The 17,317-nt window shown below is 73.4% G+C and carries 14 protein-coding genes and 1 pseudogene; 6 read left to right on the top strand and 9 right to left on the bottom strand.

The genetic code is table 11. The features are described from left to right. Positions 1–2: 2 nt before the first annotated feature. The 4 genes from GA0070608_RS09105 to GA0070608_RS09095 all read right to left on the bottom strand — a co-directional run bounded on the left by GA0070608_RS09105 (position 3) and on the right by GA0070608_RS09095 (position 3,873). Positions 3–992: an alpha-ketoacid dehydrogenase subunit beta gene (locus tag GA0070608_RS09105; RefSeq protein WP_091624991.1), complete on the bottom strand. Its 990-nt coding sequence runs from the start codon at positions 990–992 to the stop codon at positions 3–5. Continuing rightward, positions 992–2,167 carry a pyruvate dehydrogenase (acetyl-transferring) E1 component subunit alpha gene (gene pdhA / locus GA0070608_RS09100; RefSeq protein ID WP_091624988.1) on the bottom strand — a complete coding sequence of 392 codons (1,176 nt, stop codon included), beginning with the start codon at positions 2,165–2,167 and terminating at the stop codon, positions 992–994. The genes GA0070608_RS09105 and pdhA overlap by 1 nt, the downstream gene beginning before the upstream one ends. A 626-nt stretch (positions 2,168–2,793) precedes the next feature. Next, complete coding sequence (locus tag GA0070608_RS33370) at positions 2,794–3,078, bottom strand: hypothetical protein (RefSeq protein ID WP_245715745.1); 285 nt, start codon at positions 3,076–3,078, stop codon at positions 2,794–2,796. Positions 3,079–3,087: 9 nt separating this feature from the next. Then, positions 3,088–3,873, bottom strand: a complete 786-nt coding sequence (locus tag GA0070608_RS09095; protein WP_245715744.1) for an LbetaH domain-containing protein — start codon at positions 3,871–3,873, stop codon at positions 3,088–3,090. A 74-nt stretch (positions 3,874–3,947) separates the two neighbouring features. Between GA0070608_RS09095 and GA0070608_RS09090 the strand changes: the two genes are divergently transcribed. Then, positions 3,948–4,568 (top strand): phosphatase PAP2 family protein, encoded by a 621-nt coding sequence (locus GA0070608_RS09090; protein WP_091624984.1) that lies wholly within the window; start codon positions 3,948–3,950, stop codon positions 4,566–4,568. A 166-nt stretch (positions 4,569–4,734) separates the two neighbouring features. Here the strand turns inward: GA0070608_RS09090 and GA0070608_RS09085 are convergent, their stop codons facing one another. From GA0070608_RS09085 to GA0070608_RS09075, 3 genes are all read right to left on the bottom strand, one after another. Continuing rightward, positions 4,735–5,955: a hypothetical protein gene (locus tag GA0070608_RS09085; RefSeq protein WP_091624978.1), complete on the bottom strand. Its 1,221-nt coding sequence runs from the start codon at positions 5,953–5,955 to the stop codon at positions 4,735–4,737. A 114-nt stretch (positions 5,956–6,069) separates the two neighbouring features. Next, positions 6,070–7,755 (bottom strand): GTPase, encoded by a 1,686-nt coding sequence (locus tag GA0070608_RS09080; RefSeq protein WP_091624975.1) that lies wholly within the window; start codon positions 7,753–7,755, stop codon positions 6,070–6,072. Beyond that, positions 7,752–9,593 (bottom strand): GTPase domain-containing protein, encoded by a 1,842-nt coding sequence (locus GA0070608_RS09075; RefSeq protein ID WP_091624971.1) that lies wholly within the window; start codon positions 9,591–9,593, stop codon positions 7,752–7,754. The genes GA0070608_RS09080 and GA0070608_RS09075 overlap by 4 nt, the downstream gene beginning before the upstream one ends. A 223-nt stretch (positions 9,594–9,816) precedes the next feature. Here GA0070608_RS09075 and dnaK point away from each other — a divergent pair, with 223 nt between their 5' ends. The 5 genes and pseudogenes from dnaK (at position 9,817) to GA0070608_RS09050 (ending at position 15,276) form a co-directional block, all read left to right on the top strand. Next, positions 9,817–11,703 carry a molecular chaperone DnaK gene (dnaK, locus tag GA0070608_RS09070; protein WP_091624968.1) on the top strand — a complete coding sequence of 629 codons (1,887 nt, stop codon included), beginning with the start codon at positions 9,817–9,819 and terminating at the stop codon, positions 11,701–11,703. Between the two features lie 47 nt (positions 11,704–11,750). Next, positions 11,751–12,479 carry a nucleotide exchange factor GrpE gene (gene grpE / locus GA0070608_RS09065; RefSeq protein WP_091624965.1) on the top strand — a complete coding sequence of 243 codons (729 nt, stop codon included), beginning with the start codon at positions 11,751–11,753 and terminating at the stop codon, positions 12,477–12,479. Between the two features lie 86 nt (positions 12,480–12,565). Next, positions 12,566–13,758, top strand: a pseudogene (gene dnaJ / locus GA0070608_RS09060) (molecular chaperone DnaJ). A 46-nt stretch (positions 13,759–13,804) separates the two neighbouring features. Further along, entirely contained in the window at positions 13,805–14,245 is a 441-nt protein-coding gene (locus tag GA0070608_RS09055) for a heat shock protein transcriptional repressor HspR (RefSeq protein ID WP_091624961.1), read from the top strand. Positions 14,246–15,066: 821 nt separating this feature from the next. Further along, positions 15,067–15,276, top strand: a complete 210-nt coding sequence (locus GA0070608_RS09050) for a hypothetical protein (RefSeq protein ID WP_091624957.1) — start codon at positions 15,067–15,069, stop codon at positions 15,274–15,276. Between the two features lie 217 nt (positions 15,277–15,493). On the opposite strand, the gene GA0070608_RS09045 is transcribed toward GA0070608_RS09050, so the two are convergent. Continuing rightward, positions 15,494–15,925, bottom strand: coding sequence for a hypothetical protein (locus tag GA0070608_RS09045; RefSeq protein WP_091624952.1), 432 nt, complete (start codon positions 15,923–15,925; stop codon positions 15,494–15,496). Positions 15,926–16,106: 181 nt separating this feature from the next. Continuing rightward, positions 16,107–17,312, bottom strand: a complete 1,206-nt coding sequence (locus GA0070608_RS09040) for a cation:proton antiporter (protein WP_091624947.1) — start codon at positions 17,310–17,312, stop codon at positions 16,107–16,109. Between the last annotated feature and the right edge of the window lie 5 nt (positions 17,313–17,317).

Below are 17,317 nucleotides of genomic sequence, written 5' to 3'. Positions count from 1 at the left end.
GCTCACCAGCCGAAGGTGCGGTCGACGGCGTCGAGCACCCGGTCGAGGTCGGGCAGGTACTCCTCCTCCACCCGGGAGGCCGGGTAGGGGGTGTCGAAGCCGGTCACCCGCAGCACCGGGGACTCCAGGGAGTAGAAGCACTCCTCGGTGATCCGGGCGGCGATCTCCGAGCCCAGGCCCAGGTTGCCCGGTGCCTCGTGCACCACCACGCAGCGGCCGGTGCGCTTCACCGACTCGTACGCGGCGGTCAGGTCCAGCGGGGAGAGCGAGCGCAGGTCGATGACCTCCAGCTCCCGGCCGTCCTCGGCGGCGGCGGTCGCCGCGTCCACGCAGGTCCGCACCATCGGCCCGTACGCCAGCACGGTGGCGGCCGCACCGGGCCGGACGACCCGGGCCGAGTGCAGCGGGTACGCACCGGACAGCGGGGTGTCCAGCTCGACGGGACCCTTCTCCCAGTAGCGCCGCTTCGGCTCCAGGAAGACGATCGGGTCGTCCGAGGCGATGGCCTGCTGGATCATCGTGTACGCGTCCTGCGGGTTGGCGCAGGACACCACCTTCAGGCCGGCGGTGTGGGCGAAGTATGCCTCCGGCGACTCCGAGTGGTGCTCGACGGCACCGATGCCGCCGCCGAACGGGATCCGGATCACCATCGGGATCCTGACCTTGCCCTGCGAGCGGTAGTGCATCTTCGCCACCTGCGACACGATCTGGTCGTACGCCGGGTAGACGAAGCCGTCGAACTGGATCTCGCAGACCGGCCGGAAACCACGGATGGCCAGGCCGACCGCGGTGCCGATGATGCCGGACTCGGCGAGCGGGGTGTCGATCACCCGCTGGTCGCCGAAGTCCTTCTGGAGGCCGTCGGTGATCCGGAAGACGCCGCCGAGCTTGCCGACGTCCTCGCCCATGATGACGACCTTGGGGTCGTCCTCCATGGCCCTACGCAGACCGGTGTTGAGGGCCTTGCCGAGGGTGAGCGTCTCCGTGGCCATCAGTGGGCGCTCCCCTCGAACGACTCCATGTACTTCGTGAACTGCGCCCGCTGCTCGTCCAGCTCGGGGGACCCGTTGGGGTAGACGTGGTCGAACATCGTCACCGGCTCCGGGTCGGGCATGGCGAGCACCCGCTCGCGCAGGTGCACCGACTCGGTGCGGGCCTGCTCGTCGACGGCGGCGAAGAAGTCCGCGTCGGCGAGCTTCTGCTTCTCCAGGAACGCCTTCATCCGGGCGATCGGGTCCTTCGCCTGCCAGGCCTCGACCTCACTGGCGATCCGGTAGCGGGTCGGGTCGTCGGAGGTGGTGTGCGCGCCCATCCGGTAGGTGTAGGCCTCGATCAGGCTGGGGCCCTGGCCGAGCCGCGCGTTGTCCAGCGCGTGCCGCGTCACCGCGTACGACGCGAGCACGTCGTTGCCGTCGACCCGGACGCCGGGGAAGCCGAAGCCGCCCGCCCGCTGGTAGAGCGGCACGCGGGTCTGCCGCTCCAGCGGCTCGGAGATGGCGTACTGGTTGTTCTGGCAGAAGAACACCAGAGGGGCGTTGAAGACGCTGGCCCAGACGAACGCCTCGTTGACGTCGCCCTGGCTGGTGGCGCCGTCGCCGAAGTAGGCGATCACCGCCTCGCCGTCCTCGGTGCCGGTCCTGCCGTCCATGTGGACGCCCATGGCGTACCCGGTCGCGTGCAGGGTCTGCGCCCCGATCACGATCGTGTACATGTTGAACTTGAACTCGTTCGGGTCCCAGCCGCCCTGGTCGACGCCCCGGAACAGGCCGAGCGGCATGATCGGGTCGATGCCCCGGCAGTAGAGGACGCCGTGCTCCCGGTAGGTCGGGAAGGCCATGTCCTGCGTACGCAGCGCGCGCCCCGAACCCACCTGCGCGGCCTCCTGGCCCAGCAGGCTGGCCCACAGGCCCAGCTCGCCCTGGCGCTGCAACGCGGTGGCCTCGGCGTCGAGCTTGCGGACCAGCACGAGGTCGCGGTAGAGCCCGCGATACTCCTCGTTGGTGAAGTCGACGCGGTACTCGGTCCCGTCCGGGCCGGTCGCGCTCTCGATCCGCTCACCCTCCGGGGTGAGCAGCTGCACCAGCTGCGGGTCGCCGGTCGCACCCTTTCTGGACCGGGGTGCGGCCCGTCGGCCGCGACTGGAGACCCCGGGGTCGCCCTTTGCCATCCGTCTCTCCCTGTCTGTCTGCGTCGGCACCGGGGGGTCACCCGGCCGCGCAACTCGTGCGCCTGCCCGGCTGGTGCCGGGCGGGTTCCTGGCGGCCGCGCCTAGCCCCGGTGGGGGTTGCCGCGCGGCGTGAGCCGGATTCTTGGCCGAACCCGGTTCGGGAGCGCCGGCGCCCAGCCGCGCCTGCCGCGAGGGTGCGCGGAGGTCGAGGCTGCGTTGCCGTCGTGGTCCATATTCGCATCACACGTGAGCGTGCCCACAGTGCGCCCGTCCCGCGCCGGTCCGGCACCCGGGCGCTGGCCTGCTTCGTCGCACGAAGCGCCCGGTGTCCGTTGTATCGACGCGCGGACCATCCGGCAAGGGTTCGTCACCGTTCGGCCATATACGCGTGTCGACACGCTGTGTGGGGTTGGCCGACCCAGCGTCACTGGTCCAGGCTGATTGGCGCGGGATCGTCCGCGTCGGGCGGTTTTGCCGCTTCCTCGCGTCCGGGCGGTGTCCCGGGCGCTCGGGTCGGTCGCCGTAACCACCCCGTCCGCCGCCGGAGCCAACGAGGAGGAGTGCGCGGTGCCCGAGCCAGAACAGGATCCCGCCACGCCCTTCCTCGGCCGGCACCGCGCTGCCAGCTACCGCCCGGTGGTTGGCGCGCACCGGGCTCCCGGCTCGGGCGGGGGGTCCCGGGGGTACCTGTTCACCGTGGCGCTGCTCGCAGGCACCGCGTCGATGCCGATCCTCGCCGCGATCAGCACCGGCTCCGCCACCGTCGGCAGTACGGCCCTGCCGGACAGCAGCACCCCGTTTCTGCCGACCCCCTCGGTCGGGCCGGTGGTGATCCCGGTGCCGGCGACGAGCCAGCCGCCGGTCGCCCCGTCCCCCGCCGTGGTCACCCCGGGTGACTGGTGGACCGGCATGCCCATTCCTCACCTGCCGATCGTCGCGGCGCCGGCCCCGCCGCGGGAGCACGGGGCGGCGGCGCACCCGAAGCCCCCGCCCAGGCCCGGCGGCCGGCCGGTCCCGCCGCCCCCGGCGAGACCGTCCCCGTCCCCGTCCCCGTCCCCTTCCCCGACCCCGACCCCGTCGCCGGTGCCGTCGCCGAGTCCGAGTCCGAGTCCGAACCCGAGTCCGAACCCGGCGCCTACGCCGACCGGCGAGCCGACTTCGGTGGAGCCGACGAGCACACGCTCGCCACTGCCTCCCGCGCCCACCGCGACCCCCGCGCCCAGCGACTCCTCGTCACCCGACGGCCCGACCGCCAGCGCGACTGTCGATCCGGGCCCGACCGTCGATCCGGGCCCGACCGTCGATCCGGGCCCGACCGTCGATCCGGGCCCGACCGTCGATCCGGGCCCGACCGTCGATCCGGGCCCGACCGGCGGCGCGACCGTTGACCCGGGCCCGACCGTTGACCTGGGCCGGACTGTCGATCCGGGCCCGACCGTCGGTCCGGGCCGGACCGCCGGCGCGACCGTTGACCCGGGCCGGACCGTCGACCCGGGCCCGATCGTGGGCGCGAGCGAAGCCCCGAACCGGTAGTCGGCCCCGGAGTGACCGTCGGTTCCGGTACGGCCGTCGGTTCCGGTACGGCCGTCGGTTCCGGTACGGCCGTCGGGCCCGACCGGGCACCGGGACGGTCGGTCGCGGGTACGGTGACGGTCGACGGCAGGTGATTCCGGTGACCACGGCCCTGTTGGAACGCCCGGGGACATGACGGGGACGGTTTCCGGGCGGCGGCCCGGGGCGGAGCAGAGGCGGGGCGCTGAACGGATCGGGCGGTTCGGGTATGGGGCCCCAGAGCCGTCCGGCCGCCGCGCCGCCACCCGGCCGAGCCCTCCGGCTCGCCCGGTTCGTGACCGAGTTGACCGCGCCTGCGGTGCTGGTCTCGGCGCTGACGGTGGCGGTCGGCTGGCACAGCGCCCGGGGCGGCGCGCACGGCCTGGCCTGGGGGCTGCTGGCCACGCTCTTCGTCAGCGGCATCCCGTTCGCGTACATCCTTGGCGGGGTGCGGCGGGGTCGGCTGACCGACCATCACGTGGGGGTCCGCGAGCAGCGCCGGGTCCCGCTGCTGTTCGGCCTCTGCTCGGTGGCCGCCGGGCTGGCCCTGCTCGCGGTGCTCGGCGCGCCGCGTCCGGTGCTGGCACTGGCCGCCGCCGGGCTGGTCGGCCTGGTGGTCGCCGTGGCGGTGAGCCACTGGTGGAAGATGTCGATCCACTCGGCGGTGGCCGCCGGCACCGTGGTCGTGCTGGTGTTCACGTTCGGGGCCGGGCTGCTGGCCGCCGCGCCACTGCTAGCGCTGGTCGGCTGGTCCCGGGTCCGCCTGCGCGACCACACGGTGCCCCAGGTGGTCGCAGGGCTCGCCCTGGGCGCCCTGGTCGCCGCCCTGGTCTTCGCCCCCCTCCGCTGACCCTCCCCGCCCCCTCCCTCCCGCCCCCCGATTCCCCCGGGGGCCAGCCGTCGATCATGAGGTTGGCGGCGCCCAGGAAGATCGACAGCGCCGCCAACCTCATGATCGACAAAAAAATCGACACGAGGCGGGGGCGGGGGCGGGTGGGGGTGGGGGTGGGGCGGGGTCAGGCGGGGTCGTCGGTCAGGCGGTGGCGGTTGGCCTCGATCCAGGCGTCGAGGGCGGCCGGGTCGTCGGGGTCGACGCCGTCGGCCATCAGCTGTGCGACGGCGGCGGTGGCGGGGCTGCGGCGTTCACCCGTGCTGTAGAGGCGGGCGAACTCCGGCACCATCTCCTCGATGGCCGTGTCGATCTGCGCCGCCGCCTGCTCGGGCAGCCCTCGCTTGCGGGCGGCGTACCCGGCCCAGCCGCGCAGCACCCGGGGCAGCAGCGCGGCGTCGTCCATGTCCAGCACCGCCCGCCGGTGCACCCAGTCGAGCAGGAACAGCCCGGCCACGGTGGGGCTCCACCGCATCGGGTCGGCGTCCGGGAAGCTGGCCGCGTGGTCCAGCAGCAGGCTGAGGCAGAAGTGCAGCGAGGCCAGCTCCGCCCCGTCGATGGCGTCCAGGCCGAACCGGGCCGCCTCCGGTGCGGCGAGGAACCGGCGGACCAACTCCGTACGCTCGGCGGCGGAGAGCGGTTCGGCGGGCGCGGGGGCCGCGCCGGCAGCCTGGGGCAGCCGCGCCAGCCGGGCGCCGAGCAGGGCGCGGTCGGTGGCGAGCGAGCCCTCCCCGGGCAACTCGGTCAGGCCGTCGGTGATCGCCAGGTGGCGGGTCACCTCGGCGCGCATCCGGGCCGGCTCCTCGTCGCGGAACCAGGTCAGCTCGTCCCCGGCACACATCTGCCGGACCTGGTCGAGGATCCGGTCGGGCGGCCCGCCGACGAAGACGTCCTTGGTGATGCCGATGTTGTGGTCGAGCAGCGTCACCACGGCGTGCGGTGAACCGCCAGTCGGGTCGTCGTAGGCGAAGGTCGCCAGGTAGGAGGTCTGGTCGCCGTACACGTCGCCGTAGGACCAGCAACCGGTCAGGCGTACGTGGCCGAGCTGGGCGGCCCAGGTCGGGGTGGCGGCGCCGGGGCGGACCCGGCCGGCGCCCTCGGCGTCGGGCACCAGCGCGGCGAAGACGGCGCGGATGGTGGTCGCCGCGGCCGAGCGGCGGCGGGAGGTGGCGGCCAGGAAACCGGCCACGAAGTCCCGGACGGCGGCGTCACGCTCTGTTTCGGCGACCGAGTAGACGCTGCCCAGCAGGGCCGCGCCGAGCATCTCCGCGTCGAGGGCATTGTCCAGCTTGGCCACGTCGCGGGCGGCGTGCAGCACCGCTTCGTACGGGGTCTGAGGCGTTCCCATCCACCGACCCTACGCCGCCGCCCGCCTCGGGACGGTACGAGCGACCCCGAGCGCCCGCCCGCGTCGCGGCGCCACGCCGCCGACCTGCGGTTGTCGTGGGACGGGATTCCCGGCTCAGCGGCCGGCGGCCTCTCGCAGGGCGGCGCGGGCCTCGGCGTAGGAGGCGAGCACCGTCCGGACCGGGGTCAGCACGTGCTCCTCGCCGACCGCCGCGACCGCGGCCGTGAGGCGTCGCTCGGCCCGGCGTCGGGCCCGGCGGGCCGCCCACCGGATGATCGGCCTGGTCAGGGCGGCCACCAGCAGCCCGGCGAGCAGGCCGCCGAGGAACAGCAGAGTGGGCAGCGGCACCTCGCCGACCATCGGGTGCTCCAGCGCCGGCAGGCCCAGCGCGCGCAGCGCGTAGCCGAGGGCCAACCAGCCCAGCCCGGCCAGCGCGGCCAGGGTCACCAGCCACTGGAGGCCGCCGACGAACCGCCACCAGAACGGCCGCCGGTCCATGCCGAGGTCGGTGCCGGCCACCGCCCGGTCCAGCGCGTCCGGCAGGTCGCCGAGGTGGGACCGGGCGGCGGCGGTCACCGCGGTCGGCCAGGCGCCGGGCAGGTCCGTCCCGGCCCGGTCGGCCACCGACCGGATCGCCAGCCCGAGCGCCGAGCGCTGCGCGGCGGTGGGCTCGGGCACCGAGGTCGCGGCGACCAGGCTCTCCGCCGGCTCGTCGCGGCCGGCGGCCGGGCCGGGCAGGTGCAGCCGGCGCAGCGGGTCGGGCCGCAGCCGCCGCCAGCCCCGGACCAGCGGCCAGCCGGTGGCCGCGCCGCCCCGATGCCGGTACGCCCGTTCGACCGCCTCGGCGACCGCCGGCACCCCGGCCCCGTCGGCCAACGCCCGGTGCAGCGCGGTGACGGCGGCGTCGTCCGGCCCGCCCGCCGCTGTGCTGCCCCCGGCGTGCTCGTCGAGCCTCGCCACCACGGCGTCCAGGTCACCCTGGAGCCGTCGCAGCGCGGCCTGCCGTTCGGCCACCGTGCGTTCCAGCGCCTCCCGCAGGCCGACCATGCCCGCCGGATCGACGGCGGTGGTGGAGAGCAGCGGTACGCCGTCCAGGCCGTCGGTGTCGAGCAGCCGGCGCAGGTCGTCCAGCACCCGGGGCAGCTCGGCCGGCGGCAGCCGGTCCGCCTGGTTGAGCACGACCAGGGTGACGTCCCGGTGCCGGTGGAACTCGCGCAGGTAGTTGGTGTGGATGACGCGGTCGGCGTACTTCTGCGGGTCGACCACCCAGACGACGAGGTCGACCAGGCCGAGCAGCCGGTCCACCTCCGACCGGTGGGACCGCTGCACCGAGTCGAAGTCGGGCAGGTCGAGCAGGATCAGCCCGCGCAGCGCGGACTCGTCGTCGGCGTCCAGCACGCTCTCCCGGACGAACCGGTGCCGGGGCAGCACGCCGATCCAGTCGAGCAGCCGGTTGCCGCCGTCGAGCGGCCCCCAGACGCAGGCGTGCGTGACACCGGTGGTGGGGCGGCGCACCCCGACGGGCGAGAGTTCCATCCGGGCGAGCGCGTTGAACAGGCTGGACTTGCCGCTGCCGGTCGCGCCGGCGAGGGCCACCACGGTGTGGTCGCGGGAGAGCGCCAGCCGGGTGCCGGCCCGCTCGACCAGGGTGTGCGCCGGCACCAGCCGGGCGTCCGGCAGGTGGCCGTCGACGACCGTGAGGAACCGGCGTACGGCGTCGAGGCGGGCGACGAGCGCGTCGGCGTCCACCCGCTGGTCACCGCGGAACGCCTCGCGCATCCGCCCGACGATGTTGGTCATGACCCTCCACCCTCGGTGCCGGGCAGGCCCGCGACGGTCGCGTCGGCGAGGCCGCTGCGGTTCCGGGCGATCTCGACCCGGGTGGCGGCCCGGCGCAGGGCCGTCGCGGTGTCCGTGGGGGGCCGCGCCTCCGCCGTCCGGTCCAGGTAGCGGGCAGCCTCGTCGCCGAGCAGGGCCCGCACCCGGTCCAGCAGGTCGGCCCGGGCCTTGGCGGCGAGCGTACGCACCGCCTGGTCGCCGAAGATCGCCTGGAGCACGGTCTGCGCGGCGACGGTCGTGCCGGCCCCGGTGGCCACCTCCAGCCCGGTGGGGACGAACGCCGTCGAGGCGAACACCGCGATCATCACGGCGAGCCCGGTGGCGTTCACCGCGTACGCGGCCGTGCGGGCCACGAAGCGCCGGTCACCGCCCTCGGCACGGACCAGTTCCAGCACCCCACGCTGCCAGTCCCGGACCAGCCGCTCGGCCCGCTCGGGCAGGTCGGCGGCGGGATGGGCGAGCCCCGGTTCGAGCAGCGCCGCCCCGGCGGGGTGTGCCTTCCACCCGGTGTACGCGTTCTCGGCCGCCTCGGCGGCGACGCCCCGCAGCAGGGTCACCAGCTGGGACTCGATCGCGTCCCGCAGCTCGGACGCGGGCGCGGGCCGGCCGGTGACGGCCGCCACCACCCGGTCGCGCAGCCGCCCGATGCGGGCCTCCAGGGTGCGGAAGAACTCGCCGGTGCCGACGAACTCCTGCCAGCGGGCGAGCACCTCGCCGCGGAGCAGCCGACCGTCCTTCAACCCCTGCTCGACGGTCCGGTGCGCCCCCCGGTACGCGGCCAGCACCCGCTCGTCGAGCGCGTCGACGGCGGCGACCTGCTCCTCGGCGGCGTCGGCGAGCCCTTCGACCGCCGGGTGCAGGGCGGCGAGCGCGCCGTCAAGGGTCTGCCGGACCACGGCGGCGCGGGCGTCGGCGTCGGCGGCCAGCCGGGCGAACCAGGCGGCGAGTGGAGCGGTGACCCGCTCGGGCAGCAGGCCCTGCCCGTCGACCCAGGTCTCCGGCAGCACGAAGAGCGGGGCGGCGCCCAGGTCCTGCGCGGCGAGCATCTCCGACAGGTGGGCGGCGATCTCGTCGGCCGCCTCCGGGGGCACCCGGTCCAGCACCATGGCGATGACCGCGCCCCGGGCCCGGGCGCTGCGCAGCAGCTCCCAGGGGACCGCGTCGGCGTAGCGGGCGGCGGTGGTGACGAAGAGCCAGAGGTCGGCGGCGGCCAGGAGTTGGCCGGCCAGGGCCCGGTTGGCGTCGACCACGGAGTCGATGTCGGGGGCGTCGAGGAAGGCCAGCCCGGCGGGCAGGGCCGGGGCGGTGACCAGTTGCAGGGTGCGGGGGTCCTCGCTGGGCTCGGTGCTGCGGGTGAGGCCGGGCAGCAGCTCGCCCTGCCGGAACCAGCCCGAGTCGGCGGGGTTGCAGACCAGCACGGGGGAGCGGGTGGTCGGGCGGAGCACGCCGGCGGCGCTCACCCGCGCCTGGACCAGGCTGTTGACGAGCGTGGACTTGCCCGCGCCGGTGGACCCGCCGATCACCACGAGCAGCGGCGCGTCGAGCCGGCGCAGCCGGGGCAGCAGGTAGTCGTCGAGCTGGTCGCTGAGGCTCCCGCCGGCCCGCCGTGCGGACTCGGCGGAGGGCAGCGCGAGCGGGAACCGGGCCGCCCCGATCGCGGCGCGCAGGCCGGCCAGTGCGGCGGGCAGGCTGTCGTCCCCGGTGGTGGCGGGCCGGTCCTCCCCGGCGTCCGTGGGGCCGGTGCGGGCTGCGACGGTGGGCGTGCCGGCCGGGGTGGCGGGATCGCCGTGCGTCGTCACCGCTAAAGCGTGCCCGACCGAAGCAAGGGAAGACAACCGGTCGGTACCAACCGGGGTTGCGTCGGATCGACTCAACCCCGATTTGACGATTTCGCGGGGCGTGGCACTATTGAGTCAAGTTCACTCAACTTATGGTGGGGTCGCTGCGGGCGACGTCCGCCGGGCAGCTCGGCGGGCGTCGCCCGTCACCTGCCCACAACGTGATGAAGCGAGGGAAGCGAAGATGGCACGTGCGGTCGGTATCGACCTCGGCACGACGAACTCCTGCGTCAGCGTTCTGGAGGGCGGTGAGCCCACCGTCATCGCCAACGCTGAGGGCGCGCGGACGACCCCGTCGATCGTCGCGTTCGCCCGCAACGGAGAGGTGCTCGTCGGCGAGGTCGCCAAGCGCCAGGCGGTGACCAACCCGGACCGGACGATCCGCTCGGTCAAGCGGGAGGTCGGCACCAACTGGACCGTCGACATCGACGGCAAGAAGTACACCCCGCAGGAGATCTCGGCTCGCACGCTGATGAAGCTCAAGCGGGACGCCGAGGCGTACCTGGGCGAGCAGATCAGCGACGCGGTGATCACCGTCCCGGCCTACTTCAACGACAGCCAGCGCCAGGCCACCAAGGAGGCCGGCGAGATCGCCGGTTTCAACGTGCTGCGGATCGTGAACGAGCCGACCGCGGCGGCCCTGGCGTACGGGCTGGACAAGGGCTCCAAGGAGCAGACCGTCCTGGTCTTCGACCTCGGTGGCGGCACCTTCGACGTGTCGCTGCTGGAGCTGGCCGAGGGCGTCGTCGAGGTCAAGTCCACCAGCGGTGACAACCAGCTCGGTGGCGACGACTGGGACCAGCGGATCATCGACCACCTGGTGAAGACCTTCCGGGGCGAGCACGGCATCGACCTGGGTCAGGACAAGATGGCCCTGCAGCGGCTCCGCGAGGCGGCCGAGAAGGCCAAGATCGAGCTGTCCGCCGCCACCACCACCAACATCAACCTGCCGTACATCACGGCTGGCGCGGCGGGCCCGCTGCACCTCGACGTGACGCTCAGCCGGGCCGAGTTCCAGCGGATGACGCAGGACCTGCTGGACCGCTGCAAGGGCCCGTTCGAGCAGGCCGTGAAGGACGCCGGCATCAAGGTCGCCGACGTCGAGCACGTCATCCTGGTCGGCGGTTCGACCCGGATGCCGGCCGTGACCGACCTGGTCAAGCAGCTCATCGGCAAGGAGCCCAACAAGGGCGTCAACCCGGACGAGGTCGTCGCCGTCGGCGCCGCCCTCCAGGCCGGTGTGCTCAAGGGCGAGGTCAAGGACGTCCTGCTGCTCGACGTGACCCCGCTGAGCCTGGGCATCGAGACCAAGGGCGGCATCTTCACCAAGCTGATCGAGCGCAACACCACCATCCCGAGCAAGCGCTCCGAGGTCTTCACCACGGCGGACGACAACCAGCCGTCGGTGCTGATCCAGGTGTTCCAGGGCGAGCGGGAGATCGCGGCCTACAACAAGAAGCTCGGCACCTTCGAGCTGACCGGCCTCCCGCCGGCGCCGCGCGGCGTGCCGCAGGTCGAGGTCACCTTCGACATCGACGCCAACGGCATCGTCAACGTCCACGCCAAGGACCTCGGTACCGGCAAGGAACAGAAGATGACGATCACCGGCGGCTCCTCGCTGCCGAAGGACGACATCGAGCGCATGCGCCGCGACGCCGAGGAGCACGCCGACGACGACAAGCGTCGCCGGGAAGAGGCCGAGACCCGCAACGTGGCCGAGGCGCTCCAGTGGCAGACCGAGAAGTTCCTGGCCGAGAGCGGCGACAAGCTGCCGTCGGAGTCCCGTGACCAGATCAACGAGGCGCTCGGCGAGCTGCGCGGCGCGCTCGGTGGTCAGGACATCGAGAAGATCAAGTCGGCCCACGAGCGGCTGGCGCAGGTCTCCCAGCAGGCTGGCTCGCTGCTCTACAACCAGCCGGGCGAGCAGCCGGGCGAGGCCGGTCCGGGTGCGGCGGGTGCCGCGGGTGCCGCGGGCGCCGGGGCGACCGGTGGCCCGCAGGCCGGCGGGCCGCAGGCCGGTGGCCCGGACGACGTGGTCGACGCGGAGATCGTGGACGAGGACAAGAAGTGACGATCCGTCCCGGACACGGCACCACGGCAGAGGGATGAGGTAGCCCCATGACGGAGAAGCCACGAGCCGCCGACCCGGGTGCGACCGGGTCGGCGCCGGGTGGCTCCGCGCCCGCCGAGCAGGCCGGCGACGGGCCGCGGGTCGTCATCCGCAACAACCGCAAGATCAGCGAGACCAACGAGCCGGCCGCCGCCGACGCCGGGTCGGACGTACCGGCCGAGGGCCTGGTCGAGGAGGCCGAGGTCGTGGTCGACGAGATCGAGGTCGAGGCGGCCGAGGTGACCGGCCCGCCGGTGGTGGACGCCCCGGCACAGCCGGTCGACGGCGGCCCGACCGCGTTCGGCGCCGAGCTGGAGGCGCTGCGCAAGGACCTCGACGAGCGGACCCGGGACCTCCAGCGGGTGACGGCGGAGTACGCCAACTACCGCAAGCGGGTGGACCGGGACAAGGGTCTGGTCACCGAGCAGGCGACCGGCGCGGTGCTCGCCGCGCTGCTGCCGATCCTCGACGACCTGGACCGGGCCCGCGAGCACGGTGACCTGGTCGGGCCGTTCGGCACCATGGCCGAACAGCTCACCACGGCGCTCGGCAAGTTCGGGCTGACCGCGTTCGGCGAGCAGGGCGACCCGTTCGACCCGACCCGGCACGAGGCGGTGGCCCACCAGACCTCGGCCGACGTCACCGAGCCCACCTGCGTGCAGGTGATGCGCCGGGGCTACCAGGCCGGTGAGCGGCTACTGCGGCCCGCGATGGTCGCGGTCGCCGACCCGGAGTAGTGCGGAAGTACGACGACCGGACCGTCCCGCCCGCCCGCAGAGGGCGGGCGGGACGGTCGGTCCCCAGCTAGGGAGGGGGTGGACCGGTGAGTTCCAAGGACTGGATCGAGAAGGACTTCTACGCCGTGCTGGGCGTGGACAAGGCCGCCTCCGCAGACGACGTCAAGAAGGCCTACCGGAAGGTGGCCCGGGATTCGCACCCGGATCACAACCCCGGTGACCCGAAGGCCGAGGAGCGTTTCAAGGTCGCCTCCGAGGCGTACGCCGTGCTCGGCGACGACGCCAAGCGGCGCGAGTACGACGAACTGCGTTCGCTGTTCGGCTCGGGCGCGTTCCGGCGGGGTGCCCGTGGCGCCGGCCAGCCCGGCGGCGTGCCGTTCGACGTCTCCGACCTGTTCGGGGGCGCCGCCGGTGGGGGCGGTGACCGTCGCTTCGGCGGGGCCGGCTTCCAGGACCTGTTCGGTTCGATCTTCTCCGGTGGCGCCGGTGGTCCCGGCGGCGGGGCGGCGCCCCGCGGCCCGGCCCGGGGCGGGACGTCGAGACCGAGGTGGCACTCGACTTCGAGGACGCCGTACGCGGGGTGACGCTTCCGCTGACGCTGCGCGCCCCAGGCGTCTGCGACACCTGCCACGGCAACGGGGCCAAGCCCGGCACCCAGCCGCGTACCTGCCCGGTGTGCCACGGGGCCGGGGCGACCAACCGCAACCAGGGGTCGTTCAGCTTCTCCGAGCCGTGCCGCAACTGTCAGAGCGTGGGCACGATCGTGGAGGAGAAGTGCCCCGAGTGCCAGGGCACCGGCGGGGTCACCAAGACCCGCACACTGAACGTCCGCTTCCCGGCCGGGGTGGCGGACGGCCAGAAGATCCGGCTGGCCGGGCGGGGCGAGCCGGGCACGCGGGGCGGCTCGGCGGGCGACCTCTTCGTACACGTCAAGGTGCGGCCGGACGAGCTGTTCGGGCGTACCGGCGACGACCTCACGCTGACGGTGCCGGTCACATTCGCGGAGGCCGTGCTCGGCACGGACCTGCGGGTGCCCACTCTCGACGGCACGGTGACCCTGCGGGTGCCGCCGGGCACGCCGAGCGGTCGGATCCTGCGGGCCCGGGGCAAGGGGGTGGTCCGCCGTGACGGTCAGGCGGGTGACCTGCTGGTGACGCTCGACGTGGTGGTGCCCGCGCGGTTGTCCGACGAGGCGCGTGTGGCGTTGGAGACCTTCGCCGCGCAGACCCCGCCGGCCGCCCGGGAACATCTCGAGGCGCGGGTACGTCGTTTCAGTTGACCCGGTGTTCAGTCTGCTCGGTGGAGTGCACGCGGAGGTGAGCGGGATGTCGGATCAGTTCGGCGGCTCGGGTGACCCTGCCTACGAGGCCAAGGTGCTGATGATCTCGGTGGCGGCGCGGATGGCGGGAATGCACCCGCAGACCCTGCGCCAGTACGACCGGTTGGGCCTGGTCCAGCCGGGACGTGCCGCCGGCGGCGGACGCCGGTACAGCGTGCGCGATGTCGTGCTGCTGCGCGAGGTGCAACGGCTCAGCCAGGACGACGGGATCAACCTGGCCGGGGTCAAACGGATCATCGGGCTGGAGCGGCTGCTGGAGCAGGCGCAGCAGCGGGTGGCCCGGCTGGAGGCGGAGCTGGACGCGGCATACCGCCGGATCGCCGAGTTGGAGGCCATCGCTCCCTTCCCGGGCAGCGACATGGTGCCGACCAACCGTATTTCCACCGCGCTGGTCGTCTGGCGTCCCCGACGGAATCCCGACCGCTGACGACACCCCACCGCGCCCGGCCGCCCTCCCCCGGCCGGGCGCGGTCGCCTTCCCACCCCCGCCTTCCCCCCTTTGCCGCCCGGCCCCTCGCCGTTCGGTCTTTATCGCCCGGTCTTTTACCGCCCGGCCTTTACCGCCCGACCCCTCGCCGTCCGGTCGTTGCCGCCCGGCCCTCGCCGTCCGTCCCCGGACAGGACGCCGGCCCCACCGCTACCCGCTGCCGTACGGCCGATCTCACCGCCGCCGACCGGCATCCCTGCGCGTCGTCCCAGCGCGTGCCCACCCCCGACGCCGGACACAAGTCACGAAAAATTAGTGACAGCAGCGTCGCGCTGCATGACGTCAACCGCCGAGCGCTGGCTCCTCCCGCTCTCTCCCGCTCCCTCCCGCGCGAGCGGCGGGCAGAGACGCACGAGCGGCCCGGTGATCAGGACGCCATGGACGTTACCCGGCCGTTTTAAGGTCCATGGTGTCCTGATCACCGTTGGCGGGCGACGTTCGTTGGGTGGGCCGCCGCGCCTGAGGTCAAGCTGGCTCTGTCGCCCTACCCGGTAACCGCGCGCCGGCCGGGACGGCAGAGGGGGCGACGCGCGAAACTGCGGGTTCGCCGGACCATCCGCGTCGCCGCATGGGGCAGACCCTCGCAGCGCCTCGATACGAGGCGCTCGGTGGAACACCGTGGGTGTCATCCGCAGGCAGTGACACCCACGGTGTTCCACCGGGCGCGGTTGGCGGGTTTGCCGGCGGGGACGGCACCGGATCCGCTAACCTCCGAATCAGGTCTAACCAGCTTAATCCGGACTTCAGTGGCAGGGGGAGCCATGACGGAAGCGGCGAGGAAGGTAGCGCAGCAGACGGAGGACCGGCTCGAAAAGTTGGCGAAGAGCGTCCGGGAGAGATTCGACCGGGTCACCGAGGGCAGCTTCACCGACAAGATCAAGAACGGCAGGTTCGCCGACCAGGTCGACCACGGCGTCGACCAGGGGCGCGACGAGACGAGACGCCACAAGCAGGGCGGACCGGAACACTGACCATCCGCCGACGTGCGGGCCGGGACCCACGGGGGGCCCCGGCCCGTTCGCCGTTTGGGAGTGCGGGCCGGGACGCCGTGGTGCCCGTGTGGGGCCCGGAAAGCTCGCCGTCTCGGGGTGCGGCCGGACGCCGTGGTGCCCGTGTGGGGACCCGGAAAACCCGCCGTTTCGGGGTGCGGGCCGGGACGCCGGCGCGCCGCGCGGGCGCGTGTGGTGTTCAGGCGAGGCGGCGGTTCTCCCGGACCAGGCCGCCCTCGCACCAGTCCCGGTAGACGAAGAGTTCCGGGCGGGCCAGCAGCACCCGGCTGTTGTACGCCCAGGTGCGCATCAGGTCGTCGCCGTTGCGCTCGGCCTGCTCGACCAGCTTGCGGAAGCGCCGCTTCGGGTGAGCGCGGAAGTTCGTCCGGATGCCGTCGGCGGCGTAGATGTAGAGACAGTGCAGCGCGAACCGGCGGGCCGGGCAGGTCGGGTCCATCGCCAGGTCGAAGAGCACCGCCACCAGCCGGTCGCCGGAGACCAGCAGGTCCCAGTCCGGCGGCATCGAGGTCAGCGGTACGGAATCCGGTTGGTAGGCCCAAGTCCGCAACTCGGCGGGCGTCGGGTCGACGGGGTTGGCGAAGCCGTGGAACGTCCACTCCTGCACGCTCACCGGCCAACCTTCCGCTCTCGTCCGCGGGGGCGTCGGCCACCCACTAGCTCTGGCTGCTGGGGCGAAACGGTAACCCGGAGCGCTGGCCGACGGTAGACCCCGAGGGGAGCGATTCGACAAACCGATGGCCGAGGGCCGGGCCGACCGTACGGTCGATCCGGCCCTCGGCAGCGGAGATCGGTCAGTCGGACACGGGCGCCGGCCGGGCCCGCTGGGCCGCACCGCGTTGCCGCAGCCAGCGCTTGAACCACGCGAAGTCGGGTAGCCGTGCCAGCATCGGCCCGGTCACCACGGTGATCAGCACGTACGCCGTGGCGAGCGCCGCCAGTTCCGGTTCGACGCTGCCGGCTGCCACCGCGAGCCCGGCGATGACGATGGAGAACTCGCCCCGGGGTACGAGGGTCAGGCCGGCCCGCCATCGACCGGGTTCGGCGATGCCGACCCGACGGGCTGCCAGATAGCCGGTGAGCGTCTTCGTCCCCATGGTGATGATGGCCAGCGCGAGCGCGGGCAGCAGCACCGGCGGGATGTCCCGAGGGTCGGTGACCAGGCCGAAGAAGACGAAGAAGACCGCCGCGAAGAGGTCCCGCAGCGGCGTGAGCAGCTCCGTGGCGTGGTGCGCCACCGGCCCGGAGAGCGCGATGCCGACCAGGAACGCGCCGACCGCCGCCGACACCTGGAGCTTCGCCGCGATGCCGGCCACCAGCAGGGTCATCCCGAGTACGCCGAGCAGCAGCGCCTCCGGGTCCTTCGCCGACATGGCCGTGGAGATCAGGTTGCCGTACCGGATGGCGACCACCAGCACCAGCAGTACGGTGCCGACCGCGACGCCGAGCGCGATCCCGCCGCCGAGCAGGCCGCTGCCGGCTAGCACCGCCGTCACCAGGGGCAGGTAGAACGCCATGGCCAGGTCCTCGATCACCAGGACCGACAGGACCACCGGCGTCTCCCGGTTACCGAGACGACCGAGGTCGGCGAGAACCTTGGCGATCACGCCGGAGGAGGAGACCCAGGTGATGCCGGCCAGCACCAGGGCGGCGATCCAGCCCCAGCCGAGCAGCAGCGCGAACACCGCCCCCGGCAGTGCGTTGAGCAGCGCGTCGATCAGTCCGGCGGGGGCCGCGGCGCGCAGGTTGCCGACGAGTTCGTTGGCCGAGTATTCCAGGCCGAGCATCACCAGCAGCAGGATCACGCCGATCTCGGCACCGACCCCGAAGAACTCCTCGCTGGCGTTGAGGGGGAGCAGGCCGCCGTGGCCGAAGGCGAGCCCGGCGAGCAGGTAGAGGGGAATGGGCGAGAGGCCGATCCGGCGGCTCAGCCGACCGAGCAGGCCGAGCAGGAACAGCAGCGCACCGACTTCGATGAGCAGCGTTGTCGTTTCGTGCATCCGCG

It is taken from the genome of Micromonospora peucetia (genome assembly GCF_900091625.1).
GTDB lineage: Bacteria > Actinomycetota > Actinomycetes > Mycobacteriales > Micromonosporaceae > Micromonospora > Micromonospora peucetia.
Note: the sequence above shows the minus strand (reverse complement) of the source record. Positions and strands in the feature narration are given on the sequence as shown.